This window comes from Tychonema sp. LEGE 07196, from assembly GCF_963890365.1.
GTDB lineage: Bacteria > Cyanobacteriota > Cyanobacteriia > Cyanobacteriales > Microcoleaceae > Microcoleus.
Genome location: NZ_CAWPRX010000210.1, coordinates 1 through 20,422, shown reverse-complemented (window position 1 = coordinate 20,422; position 20,422 = coordinate 1). Strand labels below are relative to the sequence as shown.

12 protein-coding genes and 2 pseudogenes are annotated in these 20,422 nt (G+C 45.2%); 12 read left to right on the top strand and 2 right to left on the bottom strand.

The window, feature by feature from the left end:
* The first annotated feature begins 186 nt into the window (after positions 1-186).
* The 11 genes and pseudogenes from AACV78_RS26285 to AACV78_RS26235 all read left to right on the top strand — a co-directional run bounded on the left by AACV78_RS26285 (position 187) and on the right by AACV78_RS26235 (position 10,958).
* On the top strand, positions 187-438 hold the full coding sequence (locus AACV78_RS26285; RefSeq protein WP_194011274.1) for a hypothetical protein: 252 nt from the start codon (positions 187-189) through the stop codon (positions 436-438).
* Between the two features lie 154 nt (positions 439-592).
* Complete coding sequence (locus AACV78_RS26280) at positions 593-1,543, top strand: tyrosine-type recombinase/integrase (RefSeq protein WP_194011273.1); 951 nt, start codon at positions 593-595, stop codon at positions 1,541-1,543.
* Positions 1,544-2,245: 702 nt separating this feature from the next.
* Positions 2,246-2,461 (top strand): hypothetical protein, encoded by a 216-nt coding sequence (locus AACV78_RS26275; protein ID WP_194011272.1) that lies wholly within the window; start codon positions 2,246-2,248, stop codon positions 2,459-2,461.
* 553 nt (positions 2,462-3,014) lie between these two features.
* On the top strand, positions 3,015-5,372 hold the full coding sequence (locus AACV78_RS26270; protein WP_194011271.1) for a protein argonaute: 2,358 nt from the start codon (positions 3,015-3,017) through the stop codon (positions 5,370-5,372).
* A complete protein-coding gene (locus tag AACV78_RS26265; protein WP_194011270.1) occupies positions 5,369-6,856 on the top strand; it encodes a hypothetical protein in 1,488 nt (495 codons plus the stop codon). Before AACV78_RS26270 ends, AACV78_RS26265 begins: the two co-directional genes overlap by 4 nt.
* Before the next feature lie 180 nt (positions 6,857-7,036).
* Positions 7,037-7,369: pseudogene (locus AACV78_RS26260) on the top strand (pirin-like C-terminal cupin domain-containing protein); the annotation flags it as partial.
* A gap of 267 nt (positions 7,370-7,636) precedes the next feature.
* The gene (locus AACV78_RS26255) at positions 7,637-8,248 is read left to right on the top strand and encodes a ParA family protein (RefSeq protein WP_333417703.1); all 612 of its coding nucleotides are present in this window, start codon (positions 7,637-7,639) and stop codon (positions 8,246-8,248) included.
* Positions 8,245-8,490, top strand: coding sequence for a ribbon-helix-helix domain-containing protein (locus AACV78_RS26250; protein WP_015179878.1), 246 nt, complete (start codon positions 8,245-8,247; stop codon positions 8,488-8,490). The genes AACV78_RS26255 and AACV78_RS26250 overlap by 4 nt, the downstream gene beginning before the upstream one ends.
* A 229-nt stretch (positions 8,491-8,719) precedes the next feature.
* Positions 8,720-8,893 (top strand): hypothetical protein, encoded by a 174-nt coding sequence (locus AACV78_RS26245; RefSeq protein ID WP_190274480.1) that lies wholly within the window; start codon positions 8,720-8,722, stop codon positions 8,891-8,893.
* 157 nt (positions 8,894-9,050) lie between these two features.
* On the top strand, positions 9,051-10,061 hold the full coding sequence (locus AACV78_RS26240; protein ID WP_194074356.1) for a tyrosine-type recombinase/integrase: 1,011 nt from the start codon (positions 9,051-9,053) through the stop codon (positions 10,059-10,061).
* 474 nt (positions 10,062-10,535) lie between these two features.
* Entirely contained in the window at positions 10,536-10,958 is a 423-nt protein-coding gene (locus tag AACV78_RS26235; RefSeq protein ID WP_194010882.1) for a CopG family transcriptional regulator, read from the top strand.
* Between the two features lie 101 nt (positions 10,959-11,059).
* Here the strand turns inward: AACV78_RS26235 and AACV78_RS26230 are convergent, their stop codons facing one another.
* On the bottom strand, positions 11,060-11,767 hold the full coding sequence (locus AACV78_RS26230) for a hypothetical protein (protein ID WP_194010881.1): 708 nt from the start codon (positions 11,765-11,767) through the stop codon (positions 11,060-11,062).
* A gap of 676 nt (positions 11,768-12,443) precedes the next feature.
* Between AACV78_RS26230 and AACV78_RS26225 the strand changes: the two are divergent.
* Positions 12,444-13,645 (top strand): annotated as a pseudogene (locus AACV78_RS26225) (IS4 family transposase).
* 1,273 nt (positions 13,646-14,918) lie between these two features.
* Here AACV78_RS26225 and AACV78_RS26220 read toward each other — a convergent pair.
* Positions 14,919-20,422, bottom strand: a 5,504-nt coding sequence (locus AACV78_RS26220) for an RHS repeat-associated core domain-containing protein (RefSeq protein WP_445329598.1), incomplete at its 5' end; no start/stop codon positions are given.

The following is a 20,422-nucleotide window of genomic DNA, read 5'->3' as shown; positions in this document are numbered from 1 at the left end:
ATTTAGCATAATGCTATTTAATTGTCTAGTATCACGCTAGCTTAAAATTAGCGCCTCTAGCTTTTTGTCTAGCACCTTAATTGAGCTTTGTCTAGCACCTTAATTGAGCTTTTTGTCTAGCACCTTAATTGAGCTTCTTGTCTAGTGCCTATGCTATAAAAAATACTAGACATTAAGTTGAGGAAAGTGACCCCTTTTCCACCATTTATCTCCCCAGCCTCGCTCAGCAGCAAAAGTTCTTGGATTTGTTTGAACAACGCGGCTTGGAAAGCAAGCGCACCCACACCGCAGAGCGTGACAAGCAAGGTTAGCTTTTCCCCGTACCACTTCATGAATCCCCGTCAGGAAAGTCGCCAAGAGAGCAACACCAAATTTAAGCCACATCGCCCTTTAATTCTCCTCAAAGCAGGTTTGAAGATGCACCCGCTAGATGAATAATTGTAACAATATTGCTTGTTAATAGCCTCTGCCAGGCGGGGAGAACCAACCTCCAGGTGCTGCTGAGGGCGACTCTTTTGAGAGGTAAATTTTGGATAAAGGCAAGTCTTTTTTAGTCTAAATTAGTATTTATAACCACACTTATCAAGAGTAAATGCTCAACCGAATTGGAGAGCAACAGCCGGAAACCTTGAAGTTGCACGCACCGGTGCCACTGGCATTGCATCCTGCGGAGGTGTACCTTGACAGTTTGGGAAGCGATCGCTCGAAGGCAACGATGGCGGCAGGACTCGACATCATGGCGAAGTTGCTGGCGGGCTCGGAGTGCGACCGGATGACGTTGAATTGGGCAGCATTGCGCTACAAGCACACGGCAGCGCTGCGCTCGGCTTTGGAGAAAAAGTACGCGCCGGCATCGGTCAATCAAATGCTGTGCGCCTTGAGGCGTGTGTTGAAGGAGGCTCTGCGGTTAGATTTAATCGACCCCCTGGATTACAGCAAGGCGGTAGACGTGAGAAGCGTCAAGCAATCGGGAAAACCAAGGGGGCGAGCGTTATCCCCACATGAAATTGCAGCGCTGGTGCAAAGTTGCTCTGGCGAGAGTACCGTTGATGTTCGAGATGCAGCCTTGATTGCTATCTTGCGGGGGGGAGGCATCCGCCGCGCTGAAGCAGTCAGCCTTAATTTGGACGATTTCAACCGCTCCACTGGAGCATTGGAAATTCGATTCGGGAAGGGGAAGAAAAACAGGATGGTCTATCTCCCAGAGGCAGCGATGGCCTTGGTAGAAAAGTGGCTCAATTTGAGAGGAGAGGAACCGGGCCCGTTGCTTTTTCCCATCCGTAAGGGAGGAGAAATTCAATTTCGGCGGATGACGGAGGATGGTGTCTTAAAGATTTTGCAGCGACGGGCTCAACTCGCTGGAGTGGATTCTTTCTCTCCCCACGATTTCAGGCGGACGTTTTGCTCAGACCTCCTCGATGCTGGAGTCGATATCGTGACAGTGCAGAAGTTGGCAGGTCACGCTTCCCCTGTGACGACCGCTAAGTACGATCGCCGGGGCGAAGAAACGAAGCGACGGGCCGTGCAGCACTTAGGGTTTTGATTTTGAGGATGGAGAGCTCTTCGCAGATTTTCTTGAGCAATGCTAGGCCGTGCCTTCTATTTTCATAATAAGCGCGATTGTGTCCACGTCTGAGAGTCTGGCATATTGACGGAGATACTGTATCGGTCGGGGGTATTTCTTAACGTGGTAGTCCAGCTCACGGAGGGCGGACGTAGAATATACAGCATCCGTCGCTTGGTTCAAGACGGGACTGGACAAAATTAGCCCGTTCCTTCGCTGAGCATTATACAGCGCGATCGCTGCATCGGCATCCGCATAAATGCAGGCGCAGCAGCCGAAGCATTATTGGCTGTCTGTAGCGATGAGGGAAAGGAGGTACAGGCAAGTGTGTGGAAAAACGCAGGGTGTGAGTTTTTCCAACACTTTAGGGGCTAAGCTTTCATCGGGCGTTCGGCGAGCGAGGTAGGATGGATGCGATCGCGCGAGGCGAATATTGCTGAATACGACTTGAGTTGAATTGGTTTTTATGAATTGCTCAGCGCATCAACCGTACCTAATTTCAGCAGCGCCAAAAGTTCTAGTTGCTCCGCAGATCCACTGGGTTATTGTGACTTCGATCGCTTGTAACACGGACGTGGCTTACCCAACACCTTCGGTATTATCACGGAAAAATAGCAGCACCATCACTTGCTCTTAAGGGAAACAAGGCGATGATTGAGGTGTCGAGTTCAAAGCAATCCCATGTCTCCCCTCAACCTTCTCCCAGGCGCTATCAACGAATTAATCGCCACTGTCACCGATACTCACCGCCTCACTAAAGCTGACCGCTACGGCCTCATGGCTGCCATCTTCGATGAGTCCATCAGCGAAGAAGAACGCGGCTCGCTCGATCGCCTAATTCGCTCCCTGCTCAAAGGTCGGATTCAAGTCACTGACGAACTCTCCACCGTCTCGTAAGCAGAAAGCTGGTTGAGAACTCGACACTCTACAACAGCTTTCCGTTGGGGAAGTTTAAACAAATCACTGCTATAACTCTCTAGAGATAGCTATTTGTATAGAACCCATTTGACATCTTGGAGGCTGCGAGTTGATCGCCCGTTGTCTGTCCATCGTCCGTTGTCTGTCCATCGTCAAAATATCTCAAATGGGTTCAAAAGAACCGCTATTGACAGGATGTTCCTTTATATCTTGCCCTTTTTGTCAAATACAATTTATACCAAATTAGATGAGCTTACCATGCAGCTCTAAATTATTTCGGCTTAGACTAACTGCACTACTACAACGATGGGTAATCGCACTAAAGCCAAGTACGGTAATCACTACTTTATTCATGTAGGATACCTATAAGTTTTCAACGCTAAAATAATAGACAAGACTCATTTTATAGTATAAAACTACCAACTTAAAATGTAATATTATTTTCAATAATGCAATTTTTATCACCTTCATGTTATTGAGCAATCACCTATAATACTAATCCTAAAAATTCTATTTAAATATAAGTATATTTATGAGTAAATTGGATATTCAACTCAACGGTTTCAAGGTAGCACTCTCTGCACAAACCTTCAAAGGATATGTGCAAAACCTACCGAATAGCCAGGAATTAAAAAGTTTTATAGAATTACTGGGAGATGAGTGGTTTTTTCACTGGCGAAAAGGTAAACTGTACGGTATTCCCAAGGTCACAAATCCCCAGAAGTCTTTTGGTCAACTGGAGGATTTGAGCTGTAAGGAACATTTACAACTTATAATCAGTAGGATAAGCTATTTACTACCAGATATTTTCTTAGAATATAATCCTTTAAAGCGCAAACCTTTTACTTTCCTTGCTCAAAAAAAAGAACTTATCCGTGAAGTTATTAGCGCTGTCAAAAATTTACCAGACATTATTTCTAGTTTCAAGGTCTTTCCAAAATACATTCTTGAAGCAAAAACTTTTGAGATTCAGAACGATGAATCTGGTATTGGATTATTTCTTCGTCTCAAAACTAATTGGCAAATTCATGCCTCCCTAAGCACACTTCAAAATGAGGGTGTTGAACTTCGGGATTTATATGTGGTTCGCCGTCAATGCGCTCCGGGTCAGCGACGCTTAGTTGGGCGGATAGATAGTCTTTCAACACAAATTGTTTATCTTTCTGAATCCTTTGACAAAATAGATTCTATTCATGAGGAAGAAGTTTGGCTAGAAGGTTCTAAAGCCTCGTTTAGTAGTTGTCTGAAAGCAATACTTGGCGATAAGTACAAAAATTTTGAATCGGCGCTTAATAACGAGCATAGTAAGCTATTGATTGGACCGGCAGTTGATGCAACTCTGACTGAAATGCATAGTTTTCTTACTAATAAAGCCCATAAGTTTCTTGCCAATAAAGCGACTTTGAACATCGCACCCGATCTACAAGCAACAATTGGCGCTCGCATTGAAGCTATAAATACGAAAGAATATCAGTCTGTAATTGCAGCATCATCAGTTGAGTATTGCTTTGATGCGGCACGGACTAAAAAATCGCTTTATCCTTGGGTTGGCATCGATCAATATGGACCATTCAGCCGTCAAACTTTTTCTAAAAAGACTCCAGAAATAATTGTCTTTTTCCCAGATACAGCACAAGGTGCAGTTGAAAATTTTCTCGTTAGCTTACGTGACGGTATTAGCATTAAGAAGAAAAAAATTGATGACGATAGAAATGTAGAGTGGCAAGAAACATCCCGGTACACTGGTGGATTGGCAAAAATATTTGGTCTTTTTAATCCGAAATTTACATTAGAACCCCTTCCGTGGTTGAAAAATACACACAATCCACCCGCCATTGTTTATAGGGAAACAATTGAAGGAACTTTAGCTAGTCGAGAGATTATGCCTGATGCCGCAATGGTGGTGCTTCTGGATAACCATACACGGCTACCAGATTCCGAGAATCCCTACCTCCACTCCAAATCACTTCTATTAATGGCAGGTATTCCCGTTCAAGAGGTTCGTTTAGCCACAATTAATCAATCGGAAAATGAGCTGCAATACACTTTACAAAATTTGACGGTTGCACTTTATGCCAAAATGAATGGTGTACCTTGGACTGTAGATCACGATCTGACTATTCATGATGAACTGGTTATTGGTGTTGGCACCTGCGAATTATCAGGTAGTAGATTTACGGAACGACAGCGATTTGTGGGAATTACCACAGTGTTTCGAGGGGATGGTAATTACCTTTTGGGGAATTTGTCTAAAGACTGTACTTATGATGAATATCCTAGTGTATTAAGGAATTCCACTCTCTCAATCTTGCAGGAAATAAAGAATCGCAACGGCTGGCAACCAAATGATACGGTAAGACTGGTATTTCACGCTGCGAGACCACTTAAAGATGTTGACGTTGCTAATATTATTGCTGAGTGTGTCGCTCAAGTTGGTAACGAACAAAATGTTGAATTCGCGTTTTTAACGATCTCCCACGACCACCCATTCACAATGCTCGATAAGTCTCAACAGGGTGTTAACGTAAAAGAAGGCGAACGCAAAGGTATTTATGCACCAGAACGAGGTACTATTCTGCAACTTGGGCGCTACACTCGCTTGCTAAGTACAAAGGGATCGAAGCTGATTAAGCGATCCAGCACACCTCTACCGACGCCGTTACTCATTAATCTTCATCCTCAATCGACTTACCGCGACCTGACCTATCTCAGCGAACAAGTGCTGAAGTTTACTTCGTTGTCTTGGAAATCATTGTTACCTGCATCCGATCCTGTAACTATCTATTACTCTGAGCTGATTGCGGGTTTACTCGCTCGTCTACAGAATGTTCGGGGATGGTCGCCTGCAATGCTCAATATCAAACTTCGTGCAAGTAAATGGTTCCTATGATAGATGTAATTAGGAACTGTTTCAATTCTCAGTTAGAAAGCATTGCACAGTATTTACAGGCGAACTATCACAGTGAATCACCAGAAAGCGGTTTTGCTAACTATGTTTTTTATCAAACAAACAGTCATATTTCCTTTGAAGTAGCCAATGATATAGACAGAACAAAACTATCACCCAACCGCTTTAGTGAAGCACCTGTTCTGGCAGCCGTAGGCTATAGTCTTGCCTGTGGCAAACAATTTAGTGAAGATTTTCTCGAAAGCTGGGCAAAGGGATTAACTAGATTATCTGGTCGGAATCATTTTCCCGCAGATCGGACATCGTTTTTCTATCGTCCTACAGAATTGCTTGGTATTACTTTAGGCATTAGCCACTACTACCAAAGTCAGCCCGATCATTCAAAATGGTTGCAAGATATCCTCACCGAAGGAGAACAACGATTAATCAATAGCGATATTTGGACATTTTTGCTCAGTGCTTATACTGCAAGCATCCTCTCAGTGACTTGGAGAGCAAGAAGTTGGCCTTTAGTCAAGGAGATGACTGTTGATGAACTTGCCTTAGCCAAATGGCTTTGTAGTATAAAACCCACTCTAGCCAAAACTCTCGGATTAGCTCAATTAGAACTATCGCTCGATAAAGCATTATTGGAACACTGTATTGAATTTTCTAACTCCTTACAGGATAGCGCACGAGCAGCTCTCCTCTTCTTTGCCCTAAAAAGAACGATCGCTCAAACTCTTCAGTTAATATGGAATGAGTGCGAACAAATCTGTGATAATCCCCAGAAATCTGTAGAATGGCTCCAGACTATCTGCGACAATGTTCATACAGTCACTCAGCACCTGCAAACTCAACTTGCTAGGCAATCTGATATTGGAGCATCTAATAAACACAATATGCAGATGCTTTTACAAGCTTTGTCTATATTGCGTTCTGATACTAACATTCTAGAAGAAGAAATTTCTGAACACATCAGGATACACTCTAGCCTATACATAGGTAATAATAATAAAGGTACCATAATCACAGGAAGCAATGTTACTATGACTCACAATCAAAATGAATCTATTACTAACGAAACAAGAATCCACGCTCCAAATTCAAGTATTGGTTTTATTCAGAGTGGCAGTGGTAGTGTTTCCAGTTTCTCCCAAAATATTGGACAGAATGTTGATGAAATTACTAGGCTAATCAATTCTCTCCGCGATATGGCTCAAGAATTCCCCGAAGCCGAACGTGAAGAAGCATTGGTTCATCTGGATGACTTGCAAGAGGACATCAATACTCCTGACAAGCGAAAACCCCAAAGAATTAAAACCCGCTTAGTTGCCCTGTTCACATTTGCTACGATGAGTGCTGGAGTTCTAGCTGGAGCGGCTGACTTTAGCAATAATGTTCTGGAACTTTCTGAGAAACTAGGAGTTCCAATCGAGTTAAGTCACCCACAGTCAACCCCGCAATTACCTCCATCAGTACCCTAATCAGCCAAGCTATCACTCTACTTTCTAGTTTTAGCGATCGCCTACTCTTCCAAAATCTCAACTAAGTCTTCGATCGCAATATCGAAGGCACGGGCCATCTTGTTTAGAGCCGTATAGAACCCATTTAAGATATCAGGAAGTGGCTGCAAGCCTCTTCAGCATTAGCCTGCCAAACAATTTACCTTACCGGGCAATTACAGCGAACAGGCGGTTTACAGCGTAACAGAGGGGCTTGTTATTGATGGAGTGCCTTTAGAACAGCATCGGTTGGCGGTTCTAACTTCAGGCACATCGGCAAACATTTCTGCTTCAGGCACGGCTCGCTGTATTGTGATTGGCGGCGAACCTGTGGGCGAGCGGCATAAATGGTGGAATTTTGTTTCGAGCCGGCGCGAGCGCATCGAACAAGCTAAACTCGATTGGAGAGAGGGACGGTTTGGTCAGGTTCCTCAAGAGACAGAGTTTATTCCGCTGCCATTCGAGCCGCCTTCTCAAAGGGAGCAGCCGTTGTAAAGAGCCCCTGCCTTCTCAATGAGGGATTCGGACATATTAACGGTAAACCTAACCGTCGTTTCTTTAGAATTGGCTTGGACTTTGGTCATTAGAAATCTTCTTTGCCGTTGTGGTGTGGAGCGTACTAGAGAGGTTCCAAAAGCGGTCAAGCACTCTGGTTATGCTCGTTTAGGGTAGCAAACAGTCATCACCTTTTTTGTGAACATTCAGACATCTAGACATTCAACCATCTAGACATTCAGATGTTTAGGGTGTAAAATCTAGTTGATGAACTCAACAGGCTTACCTATGATTGTGACAGTCGCCTCATTCAAGGGCGGAGTCGGGAAGACAACCACAGCGCTGCATTTAGCTGCTTACTTGCAAACCAAAGCACCCGCGTTGTTGGTAGATGGCGACCTCAACCGCAGTGCCTTAGATTGGGCTGCTCGTGGTTCTCTCCCGTTCAAAGTAGTCGATGAAAAGCAAGGCGTGCGATATGCCAGGGATTACGAACACATCGTCATCGACACGCCGGCTCGACCCACTCCAGAAGACCTCAAAACTCTAGCCCAAGGGTGTGATTTGCTGATATTGCCCAGCTCTCCCGATGCTATGGCCCTGAGCGCTATGCTGCAAATGGTGGAAGCTCTCTATTCTCTGCAATCCAATTACCGCATCCTGCTTACAGTCATCCCACCTGCTCCGAGTAAAGTCGGGGCTGAATCTAGGGCAACCATCGAAAAAGCGGGATTGCCCATTTTCAAGTCTGATATAAGGAGGCTAGCGGTATTTCAAAAAGCTGCCCTCGCCGGGGTGCCCGTAAACGCTATCAAAGACCCTTATGCTAAAACTGCTTGGGGTTGCTACGCCGCTGTCGGCAAGGAGATACTGCCGTGAGTCGCTTTGATGATTTACTGAAGGCCAAGAAACTCAAGCCCGGTGAACCTGACCTTTCACCCAGTGTGGCGCTATCTAAAAGCAAAGACCCCAACTTTGTTCGCACTACGGTTTATCTGCCAAAACTTCTGCACCGCCAACTTAAATCCGCAGCAGCGCAATCAGGCCAGGAAATGAGCGAGCTGGTGGAAAAGTCCGTCGCTCAATACCTTCAGCAGTTCGATGCCGAAGCTGACATCTAAACATTTGGATGTTTGAATGTTTAAGCATTTACCCCCCCCTCTAAAAACAAGAAACTGTCTCGCCTTGCGATTCCCGATTCCTTTTTGAGTCGCCCGCACGAACGGTTTACCTGTTGGGGATTACGGTGCTCGATCGCGACAACTATCTCTGTTTTCAGTCGAGCGCTCGAAAAGTTCGACCCCAATGGAAAAGCCCAAGGATTAGATGCTTGAATGTTCAAACATTTGAATGTTTGAAGTTCTAGATAGCTCAACGTACAGAATCCCGTATTGTTGGGCGGTTGCTGCATTCATTCGGTTTAGTGTTGGGCTGCCGGGTTTGCTTGGCATTGACATGAGAATGGGAGCGACTGACAGTGAGGAAATTGTGGCAACTCTTGGCGATCGCCAAGAGAGTTGGTAGGGATGATTAGCGACTGCAATCTAACTGCGCCCTCACCGCCGTCTCAGCTTCCTCAAATTGGTCTTGAGAAACCAAAAGGGTGCAGCAACCCAAACCAAGCACCAGAGAGCCAATCAGCGAGCGCCATTAATAACTTCGCTTATTAATAGCAAAAATAATGAAAGCAGAACTGTCGGAAGCGTTGCCCTCGAAGAGGATCGCCCGCCTGGAAGCTTCCCTCGATGCCAAAATTGAGAGGTATTTCGATACTCTAGATACCGATCCTGACGTGCTCAAACAATTACTCGCCGACAAGCGCTCCGAAAATACTCGCCGCGCCTACGAGAGGGACGTAAATGACTTTTTGGTAACTATGACGGGGATGCCCGCCTTGCCTGATAACGTTTTGGAGTTTTTGCACCTTGAGGAACGGCAAGCAGTTTCGGTGGTTTTGAAGTACAAAGCTAAGCTGATCGACAAGGGACTCAAGGAGGTCACGGTCAATCGGCGGCTGGCGGCTGTTAAATCGTTGGTGGAAATGGGTCGCAAGCTCGGCGTGTGTCACTATACTTTAGGGGACATCAAAGGGGAGAAAATTGTCGGCTACCGAGATACAACGGGCGTTGATAGAGCCACTTTTGAGCGAATTTTGAGCGGGTGCGATCTGGCAACGAAAGCTGGCAAGAGAGACTATGCTTTGCTGCGTTTGCTGTGGGGTAATGCTTTGCGGCGAAACGAAATCAGTCAGTTGAGTGTTTGTGACTTTGACCCGGCCGGTAAGACTTTGCGAATTCTTGGCAAGGGACGCGGTACGCAAGCTGAGACGATCGATTTGGGTTCTGCGACAGTGCAGGCGATCGCCGATTGGTTGGAAGCAAGGGGAAGTTGCTCGCCCGATAGCCCGCTTTTTATAGCACTTGACTCCGCCCACAGTGGACACAGACTTAGCGGCGACGGTATCTGCAAGATGGTTGTCCGTTATAGCGAAAAGGCTGGTATCAAAAAACAAATGAGTCCCCACCGAATCCGGCACTCAGCCATCACAGCGGCACTGGATGCAACAGACGGGGATGTGCGGAAGGTTCAGAAACTCAGCAGGCACAGGAATTTAAACACGCTCATGATATATGACGACAACCGGGGGCGCGACCAACAGGACGTTACCGAAATGCTTGACTCTATGTTTTGAATGTTTTTATAGCGTTGCCTCAGTAATTCGTTAATTAGGGGCGTGTTTTTGCCTGCCATCAAGTCTCTAATTTTGTGGCGATGACGCTGTAACGCCTAGCCGTGAGAAGGATTTAGAGTTTACAAATTGGGTGTTGTTGGGCTGGGATTCATTCAAGTGGTATCGACGTACAATCAGCCGCCGATGCCGTGAGACTTATCAAACAAGCTATGGAGGTGAGGCAAGGCCCGCCCCAAGCAGTGATGTTCCTCAGTCGGGCAGTGAAGGGAACGAAGCTCAAAACCGAAGCAATGGAGTTGTTGGGAAAACTTACACCGACCATTAAGCCGTGCTCAAATCAGTCATTCACCAAAAACAAGCGATTGCCGATTCTTCGGGTCAAGCAGCGACTGTATGGGATTTGGGCGGTTAACCAGCAAAAGATTCTGGCAAAGAGTACGGCCGATTGTTTAAAGAAATCACGGGAGCGTTAACATGAACGCCTTGAAACGCAAACCGCTGGGCAGCGCGATGGAAGAATTTGTTTTCGGTACAAACGAAGCTGCATCGCCCCCAACACCGGACGTTGTATCGCCAGCACCAACGCCCGCAGCATCGCTAACACCGGAAACACAGCCAACACCCCTGACACCGCCAACACCATTCGCTTTATTGCCAGCACCAACAGCACCGGAGTCGAAAGCATCTGCACCAGAACCCATCCCCGTTCAATCCAAGGAGAGTAGCCTGATGAGCAAGTTGCAAGCACCCGACAAAGAAGCGACGGTCAGGTTTACTGTGGATATGTCTGAATCTTTGCACCGCAAGCTGTCGATGTTGGCGGCTAGGACTGGGCGCAAGAAAGTGGATATCGTGCGAATGCTGCTGGAGGATGGGTTGAAAGAAGTGTCCGGGTAGGGACTCACGCCTTGGAAACCGGAGCGAACTGCGATGAAGATGGAGCGGTTGAAAGAAGTTGATTGAGGCTCCAATAGCTCACGCCCCTACCTTCTTATCTTTTACGCGGCAGACGGCAACTCTTCAACTTCTTTCCCCAAAAACCGTTCGTTGACAATTTCCCTGTATGCTTCTAAATCCGGCTGCCAATTTTCCAAAAGCTTGTACAAGTGTTGCAGTTTCTCGCCTTCTAATTCGCCTGCTATTTCGTACTGGAAGCTACCGGAGAACAATACTGCGGGAGTTGGCTCGGCCTCTTGCAGTTGCAACAAAGCTTCGGCAACGCTCAGGTTGAGTTCTCCTTGTTCCAGAGAGTAAACTAAATTGACAGCAGCTTTTACGGGAGCTTTCCCTACATCAGACCAAGTGCCTTTCGAGAGTAAAGTGGAGGTGATGAACTCGCGAGCTGCGTTTTCATCTCCCCCTTCAAAGGTAACGAAACTTCTCGGATTGATGCTCAAATTTTGATAGTCGGTGCGGGGTAGTGCTTCAACGTACTTGCGGATAATGGCAGGAATTTTTACGTCTTCTTGTGATTTTGTAGAGAGAGATTCGATGAAGGTTATGGCGTTCGATTGGGCGACGATGTTGATGCCGTTGGTGAAGGCAACTTGAGAGATTTGGGGGCTGAAAATGGGGGGGCGGGCTAGTTCCCAATCGGCGGGGACGATGCCGCTGTATTTGAGGAAATCCGAGTTGAGGAGGGTGGGAGAGTGGTTTTTGGCTGTTAGGGCTAAGGCTAGTTCTTGGATGGTTACTTTCGGTGTCATGGTTGTTGGTAGAGCGGTATAGGGTTACATTTTATACTGTACAAGTTGTCTTTGTACAGGGGGAAGGTGAAAGTTAGGAGAGTGCTGAATATAAAGTCGCAGTGAGCGGAACGAGGATTGCCAGCAGTTGCGGAGGAACTTTGAGAAACTAATCTAAAAGTAAAATTTTATCCTCCGAAGTTGCCAACGGTTCAAATCGGCCCGCTCGAGTATGCTGGTGGCGCGAGCCGCTTCGCCACGATCGCGCATCAAGGTTTTTAGGGTGAGCGTAGTTATTCGCGATCGCACCGGACGTGGGACGCTCGCCCATTCTGGTTATGAGCGAAAAAGCAGCGGTTTTTTCCGGTGCGAGCGTACCCGAGTCTCCATTTTTATAATCTGTGCGCGTGCGGCGAGAGTGCGAACGCTCGATCGTGGAGCTCGAGTTGAGGTGGGATAAGTATTAGTTAAGGGTCGCTCTCGCGCTTGAATAAAAAAACAGCCCGAGAGCGACCGCAAAGAACGAGAGCACTTTTGACGATCGAGCAATTTAATTTGACAAATGGGATCTCGCTACTTTTTGAATGGTTATTTTCTTAGCGGGTGACAAGGCACCTCTAGTCTAAACAGGACAAAGGTTTGAGAGAATGGTAAGGTAAAAAAAATAAGGAGCCACACGGGCTCCCCAAAAAACAAAATGTTGCCACCATTATACCAAAAAATTCTGCTCCCTCATCTCAATGAAAGCCAATACTTAACCTTGCAACTGCTGTTGTTATTGCTTCAGGCTCATCGTCAGGTCAAGCTCTCCGTATTAGCCAGTGTCTTTCCTCAACCGATTCAATATCAAAGCCGCAAACGAAACTTACAACGATTTTTAGTGTTACCTCAGTTGTGCGTCAAACTATTGTGGTTTCCCCTGATTAAATATTGGATTCGACAAGAACAAACCGGAAAGCGTTTAAACCGAGAACAACGTCGCTGTGTACGAAAACTCAAGCATCAAAAGTATGGCTATTGGATTGTTGCAATCGACCGGACACAGTGGAAAGGACACAATATATTTATGGTTAGTCTGGTCTGGGGAACTCATGCTCTTCCGATATATTGGGAACTCTTAAAGAAGTCAGGTAACAGTGACCTCAAGACTCAAAAACGACTGTTAGGTATAGTCCTTCCTCTGTTTAAGAACTATCCCGTCTTAGTCTTAGGGGATCGAGAGTTTCATAGCCCCAAACTCGCATCATGGCTTGATGCCAGGGGTGTATCTTTTGCACTACGTCAGAAAAAAGACTTCCAATTTCAAGAGAATTTAGGTGAAGACTATCAAGTGCTCAAAAAGCTTGGCTTCAAACCTGGGATGTCCAAATTTTATCAGAATATTTTGGGAAATAAAGGAGACGGTTTAGGGCCATTTAATCTGGCTGTGTATTGGAAACGAAAATATCGTAAGCCCGGACCAAAAGAACCTTGGTATATTCTGACAAATCTCCCCAATTTGAAGCTGACTTTAGATGTTTATTGTTGTCGGTGGGGCATTGAACAGATGTTCAAAGATTACAAAACTGCTGGTTATAATGCGAGAAGATACCAAGGTCAATGAAACTCGCTTTTTATCCTTGGTCTTATTGATTGCGCTTGCTTATAGTTTGGCGACGGTTCACGGACAATGGCTCAAGAAGTTAGGTGTAGAAATTTATGCAGGACGGATCAAGGAGCATCAAGACAAAACCCCACGCCAAAGTGAATTTAGTCGCTCGCCTCTATGGACAACGGTGGATCTATGGGATGGAATTATGGAACGATTGGGTAACAAGTCTAATTGCGCTCAAACCCCATAAACGTCTCTATTTTCAGCGCGGCTTCTTGGCTCTATCCTTTATGAAGCAAGCATTATAGGTACGTTGTCACCCGCTAAGGGTTATTTTTGGTGTCATGGTTGTTTGTAGGGGGATATTTTTGCATTTTATGCTTGGTAGGTTGCTTTTGTACAGGGGGAAAGTTTTGTGAGTTAAAAAGTGTGATCGAAGAAGCAATTAACTTAGATCAAGTATAACCTTTAGCTGGTAAATGAGGTACGCGATCAAGCTTAAAAATCTTCTTGAATTTAGGTAATATTATAAATCTCATATTAGTGAAAATCGCTATATTCGTTGCTAATTTTTTTGCTGCTTGTGTTCAAAAGTGTTATTTATTTGTTTTCCTTAATATAAAAGATCCTATAAACACTCAAAAAAGAACATAAATATAAAGAGCTAAAAAATGAGTATTCTAATGTTCTGAAAAATGCAAATCTTAAAATTTGCGTGCTATCATTTATAAAATAAATAGTAGATGTGTCTAATAGTCCCGAAAGCATAATAGTTAAAATTCCTATTAGTGCTACCATCCCTCCTATACCCCCAATAGCGTCTCTTAAGCTACCATTAAACTTAAAAAGATTACTGAGAACAAATAACAATATTGCAATGACTACTGAAAATAGATTTAGTGGCATTAAATAACTTGAAACCAGTGAGAAACCAAAGGCAATTTTAGCAAAAGTGTTACCCGGGAAAAAAAATAGCTGGATTGAGGTCGAAATAAAAACTATCGTACTCGTAAAAAAAATAAATGTGGCTATTGGTGCGCACCAAGATTTTACAAATATCTGCCTAAATTTACTTAACATAACTCTTTTCCTTTTTGACAATATACTTGAAATCCAGTTGGGGCGATCGTAAAATCTGGGTTATTTAACCCAAAAGGGTCAATAAATTTTGTGTATTATATCAATTACGGTTGCATCGGTATGATATGTTCAACGCCGCTGACGCAAGTTGCATCAAACTATATAATTCCGAATCAGCCGGAAACGATATTAGTCACTTGCTGGAGTCGAAAACGATACTTCGGGGTCGATCACACGCACATGGTTACGGCTGCTCGCGGGTATGCTCGCTCATCACTATAGCAAGTCTAAATCATTTGTACAATAGGTTAATCCTGTTATAAGAGCAGCTTTGCGGATCTCGAATGCAATGCCGATTACTCGCTCGCTCGAGCGGGTATTTTCTGAATAGAGATCGAATTGCATGACTCATTTAGACGCGCTATATTCCCTAGTTGCGTAAGCCCTGGATTTTTCCCTTTGGCTTAATCTCACTGCTATCAACTAGCATTTCTGGCTAGATTAAGGAGCGGGAGGCCTTGGAGGAATAGGAGGAGGAGTTGGATGAGGGGGAATATAATTGGTGTAAATTCGTTGTCCTATTAATCCTTTCCAAGCATCCATAAATCCAGTCGGATAACTTAATGTAGCCCCAGGTACTGTTGTTGTAAAAGCATTCCGGTATCGGTAAAACTTAGTCCAGATACCTGACGCAAGATAGTTAAGAATCCCTTTGCCTCCAATCATCACCCAATCTCCTTCTCGTAATTGACTTTGTGGGGTTACGGGGTAACGCGGCGGCTGCCAATGAGCTATTAGCTGAGGGTTGTTAGGGGGAGCTTGTCCGGCTCGAATAAATAGCGCACCTCCAATCGCCCCTAAAGCTCCAGCATATCCTATATCTCTCATAAAAGCATATAGTTCAAATTTTTCTTCCTGACCAGTTGCGTAATTGAACAGCTTAAAAGTAAGTGTTCCTCCAATGCTGCTCGTTGCGCCAGTAATTATCCCACCTCCTACATTTCCTAAAGTAGCAGCTAAAGCAGGACCAATTAATGCCCCTAAACCGTAACTTGCTCCGCCAATTATTGCACCACTAACAGCCCCTTCTAAAGCTCCTTTTAGTGATCCTTCTATCATTGTTTCTTCCACCGTTTTCCCACTGGACATCGAATAGTTTTCTATGCTATTAGATGCTCCTCTAAATGCTCCTAGTATTGCTCCCAGAAAACCGGTAAAAAAGGAGCCCGTTAATACTGCTGAACCAAAAATCTTAGCCCTTGCATAAGTGAGACCAATGCTTTGCATTCCTGATAAAATGCTCTGCACTTGAATACTTGCCAACAGCTCTTGTATAGACCAATACCCGCTAGGGTCAGTATTAACAACCGGATTAGCATGAGCATACTGATAATCATGCAAACTCATCGGGTCATTCAGCGTCCCCTCATAAGCATCAGCCGAAACAAACCTCCCTAAAAACGGGTCATAATACCGCGCCCGCAAATAATCCAACCCAGTCTCCCCATCCCGCTGTTCCCCAGCAAACAAATCAGCATTATTAGAACCCCCAGTCGAGACAATCGAATTCCCGTAAGCATCATAAGAATAACTATCAGTAACCGCCCCCAAACCATTCGTCAAAACCCTCGTACTACCCAACCCATCAACGTGATAAAACGACGATTGACCACCCTGTAACTTACCAACCAAATCGTACCCGTAAACATAAGAACCCTTAGCATTCCCCCCAGCATCATACTCCTCAACAACCTGAGAATAAGGCTGCAACTCATCAATCAAATACCGAGTCTCCACCCCATCAACAACCTTACCAACCCTTATCCCCTGAGCATTATATTGATACCCAACATTCCGAGTAACACCACCCTCATTAACCGTCACCCCCATCAACCGATTCTCACCATCATTCGCCCAACGATAAACAGTAGAACTGCTTCCAGTCACCTCCGAAATCAAATTCCCATTACTATCGTAAGAATAAATAGTGGCAACACCATTAGTTGTAGACGTAGATAGCTGATTCAAACCGTTGTAAATATAAGTCGTTACCCCACTCACAGAATCAGTCTTACTCAACCGATTCCCCACAGCATCGTAAGTGTAACCAACAACCCGATTTTTCCCGCTAGGGTCATTAGTAATCTTCTCCTCCAACAACCGATTTAAATCATCATACTTGTACTCAACCTTACGACCGCTATTTTCTACTACTTCCTTGCGATTACCAACATTATCGACAGCATAATCGTAACTAGAAACAACCTGCAACTCCACCTTAGTCACCGGGTCAACCTTAACCGTCTTCACCAAATCCAAACGACCCAAACTATCGTAGATACGAGTCTCAACTAAATTGTTCGGATACGAAGTTTTCCAGAGATTCCCCAGAGAATCGTAATCATACGTCACCGTCCCCATATCCGGCGTACTAACCGTCTTCAAACGCCCCTCAGAATCATAGGTATAGCCAGTCGTGCGAGTTGGAGTCTTAACCTCACTAACTTGCCCGGATTCATACTTATATTCAATCGAATTCCCGCTAGCAAGATAAGGGCCAGTGGGGTCTTTTCGAGAAATTACCTGCCCCAAACTGTCATACTTGTAAACAGTCGCGCCCCGACTGTCAGTAATTGTTTCTTCCAACCCATTTGTAGCGTAAGTAACGCTAACAGTTGCACCGCTAACATTCTGATACTGCTTAGCAACAACTTGATTTTGGTCGTTGTAAGTATACTTAACCGTCTTGTTATTAAAATCCGTAATCGTGACAGTGTTAGCCACATCATCGTAAACAAAAGTAGAACGCTTGCTATCCGGTCGAATTACCGCCTTGCGGCGACCTTTGTCATCGTATTCGTAAGCCGTTACCTGACCCAAAGCATCCTTAATACTTGTCAAATTGCCCGCACTATCGTAAGCGTATTCAGTACGATGAAGCAAAGCATCGACAACAGCCTTGAGTTGTCCGTTAGCATCGTATTCAAACTTAGTAGTTTTGCCATTCGGGTCAGTCGTTGCTGTAACCTGACCTTTACTATCATAAGTAGTAGTAGTCGAAGTTCCTCCAGCAAAAACAGTTTCAGTCTTGCGATTTCCAACTGCATCGTAAGTATAGGTGATGTAATTAGTAGCATCAAAACGAGTGAGGGTAACGCGATTTGCTGAATCGTATTCGTACTCGGTACGGTTCCCCGAAACATCGATTTCTGCTTTGACTTCTCCAGTTTTGTAGTATTCAGTTTTGGTTCGAGAATTGCTGGCTAAATAAGCAGGCGTACTGTCGGGATAAACGATATTTGTCCAGTCAACAGATTGAGGAGTTTGACCCGGAGAAATAGCGTTCAGCAATTGCTGTACTTGATTGGCTGTTTCGTTGGGATAAACAGTTTCAGTCAGCCGTCCCGCGTCATCGTATTTGTAGTGGGTAACTCGTCCGTCACGGTCGATAGTAGCCCTTTGACGACCTCCTTTATCGTAAACAGTAATGCTTCGGGAATTGTCAGAGTTGTTAGGAGTATCGTCGGGATAAATGGTTTCGACTAATTTACCTTGAGAGTTGTATCGGTACTCGGTACGGCGATTTCCATCAATGCTGGCGCTTTGGCGGCCATTGCTGTCGTATTCGTAAGTTGTAGTGCGCCCAGATTGGGTAATTGACTTAATTTTCCCTTCATTGTTGTAAGTCCATTCTGTTACTAATTCTTTCTCACCAGTGGGAGTTGCTACTTTCATTGTTTCCCGCAGCATATTCCCGTTGCTGTCGTAGGTGTAGGTAGCTTTGTTACCGGATGCGTCTTCTAAGTTAGTTACGTTACCTCCACCATCGTACTGAAAGCGGGTGATGTTATTAGCAGCATCGGTGAGGCTTAGAATATTTCCCCTCATATCATAACTATACTTAGTAACATTCCCCGTCGCATCCTTAGTCGTCAGCAAATTGCCACTCGGAGAATAAGTATAAGTCGCAGCATTCCCCAGGGCGTCGGTTTCAGTTAAAACCTGCCCGCGACTGTTGTAAGTCCACCGAGAAACATTGCCCAACGGGTCTTTTTCGGTTAACTTATTCCCCGATTCATCGTAAGTCCACTCAGTCTTCGACCTCACCTCAACCGAAACTCCAGCAGCATTTAACTCAGTGGTAATTACAGTCTCAGTCAGAACGTTATTATCCCCATCAAAAGTCCTATCAACCCTCTTACCTAACGGGTCAATCTCAGTTAAAACGTTCCCGCGACTGTCGTAAACATAAGTAGTTTCCTTGCCAAAAACATCCTTAACCTTCTGAATCGAATTATTCGGGTCATAAACCAACTCAACCGCCGAACCGTTGGCATCAACCATCTGCTTGAGGCGACCTTGTTCGTCGTATTCAGTCTTAACTCCACTGCGTCCCAACGAATCAATAACCTCAGTCAAAAAGTGCGGCCTGTCCTCATCTTCATAAACAAACCGAGTTGCATTATTCTCCCTATCCTTAACAGCAACCAAATCCCCCTTCGCATCGTATTCGTACTTAACCTTCTTCCCATCCGGGTCAACAACACCGACAATCCTCCCAGCAGCATCCCTCTCAAAAGTCACCGACTTACCAGTCGAACTTGCAATCCCCGCATCGCTAAAAGTCAGCTTATTCCCATTCGCATCAGTAGCAGTCAGCAAATCCCCAGACTTCGCATCAATCTCGTAAACCAACCCTTCCTTGGTAGTCAACACATAAACACTACCAAAAGCCGGATTTTCAGGATTGAAGGGCTGCCCGTTCACCCCGTAATACTCGCCGTACTCGTTCCTGACCAAATTCGCATCCTTAACCGTCAGAGTCACCGTCGAACCCTTCTGAGACTCAAACGCCGGCTTGTACATCGCAGCCCCCGGCCCAGCAGCCCCTAAATACTGATTCAAATGACTCGGAGTCGGCTTAAAAGTAAAGGTTTCCCGCTTACCTCCGGGTAGGGTGATGAATACCTTAGTCTTGCTATCAAATGCTACGGTATTGATGCCCAACTCCTCGTAAATCGGGTCAGCTTTCAAAGAAGTCTTCAAATCAGTATCCCGGAATTCCATCCGCCAGCCGTAGCCAAAATCATCGCTATTGTTGGCATTCAAAGAATCGTAAGTCCGAGTCACGTTAATCGGAATACCCGCAACTGGAACCGTCAAATCGGTAAAGGATAACCGGAAATTGCCCAACTTCAAATCGCCCGCAACATTCACCGTCCTTTCAGTAGTCGAACCGTTGCCGTTAGCGTCGAATGCAGTGAACTTGAGAACGTAAGCGCCGTTGGCCAAAACAGTCGGGTCAAATGTCGCAACCGTTCCGTTGCTGACAGCAGTCGTTCCGCGATAAACCTCCTTAAATCCTCCGCCATCGCCCGGAATTTGCCCGCCACCAACCGGGGCTACTTCCAATGTATAGTAAGCTAAATTGCTGTCACTAATCGTGCCGGTGATGTTGAAGGGCGCGGTGATTTCTGCATCATCTTCCAGGGCGATATTTATAACAGGCGCGTTGACATCGGTGGGGTCAATTGCTGCTACAGTTTGAGTGGCAGTTCCGGCATTTCCAGCACTATCTTTAGCTGTTGCAATTGCCGTGAAATTGCCTAAATTATTTACCTTGACAGATGCTTGACCTTGTGCATCCAAAACTACAGGAGTGCCGTTGATAGTCAAACCCAAAGATTCAACTTTCACGTTATCGACAGCATTGACGGTAAATGTGACCGAATCTCCGAGATTAGCTGTATTTTTGCTGGCAACAATATTGACTTTAGGTGCGGAAGTATCCGCGACAACACTTAAATTGTAAGAAACAGAAACAGTCTTGCCAAAAGTATCGGTGATAGCAACTTGCACCGGCCCCGTCGTACCGACATCAGTTGCTTGAGGCGTCCAACTAATGCGGCCGAATTCATCAACAGTCATTCCCGACGGCGACTGTATCAGAGAATAAGCAAGCAAATCCCCCTCAGCATCAGTCGCCCTTAAATCGTAACGATAGG

Bases quoted from the DNA above. Each gene is read 5' to 3' on its own strand.
- AACV78_RS26255 (WP_333417703.1), top strand. From the start codon at position 7,637: ATGAACTCAACAGGCTTACCTATGATTGTGACAGTCGCCTCATTCAAG.
- AACV78_RS26265 (WP_194011270.1), top strand. From the start codon at position 5,369: ATGATAGATGTAATTAGGAACTGTTTCAATTCTCAGTTAGAAAGCATT.
- AACV78_RS26245 (WP_190274480.1), top strand. From the start codon at position 8,720: ATGTTTGAAGTTCTAGATAGCTCAACGTACAGAATCCCGTATTGTTGG.
- AACV78_RS26235 (WP_194010882.1), top strand. From the start codon at position 10,536: ATGAACGCCTTGAAACGCAAACCGCTGGGCAGCGCGATGGAAGAATTT.
- AACV78_RS26280 (WP_194011273.1), top strand. From the start codon at position 593: ATGCTCAACCGAATTGGAGAGCAACAGCCGGAAACCTTGAAGTTGCAC.
- AACV78_RS26240 (WP_194074356.1), top strand. From the start codon at position 9,051: ATGAAAGCAGAACTGTCGGAAGCGTTGCCCTCGAAGAGGATCGCCCGC.
- AACV78_RS26230 (WP_194010881.1), bottom strand. From the start codon at position 11,767: ATGACACCGAAAGTAACCATCCAAGAACTAGCCTTAGCCCTAACAGCC.
- AACV78_RS26275 (WP_194011272.1), top strand. From the start codon at position 2,246: ATGTCTCCCCTCAACCTTCTCCCAGGCGCTATCAACGAATTAATCGCC.
- AACV78_RS26270 (WP_194011271.1), top strand. From the start codon at position 3,015: ATGAGTAAATTGGATATTCAACTCAACGGTTTCAAGGTAGCACTCTCT.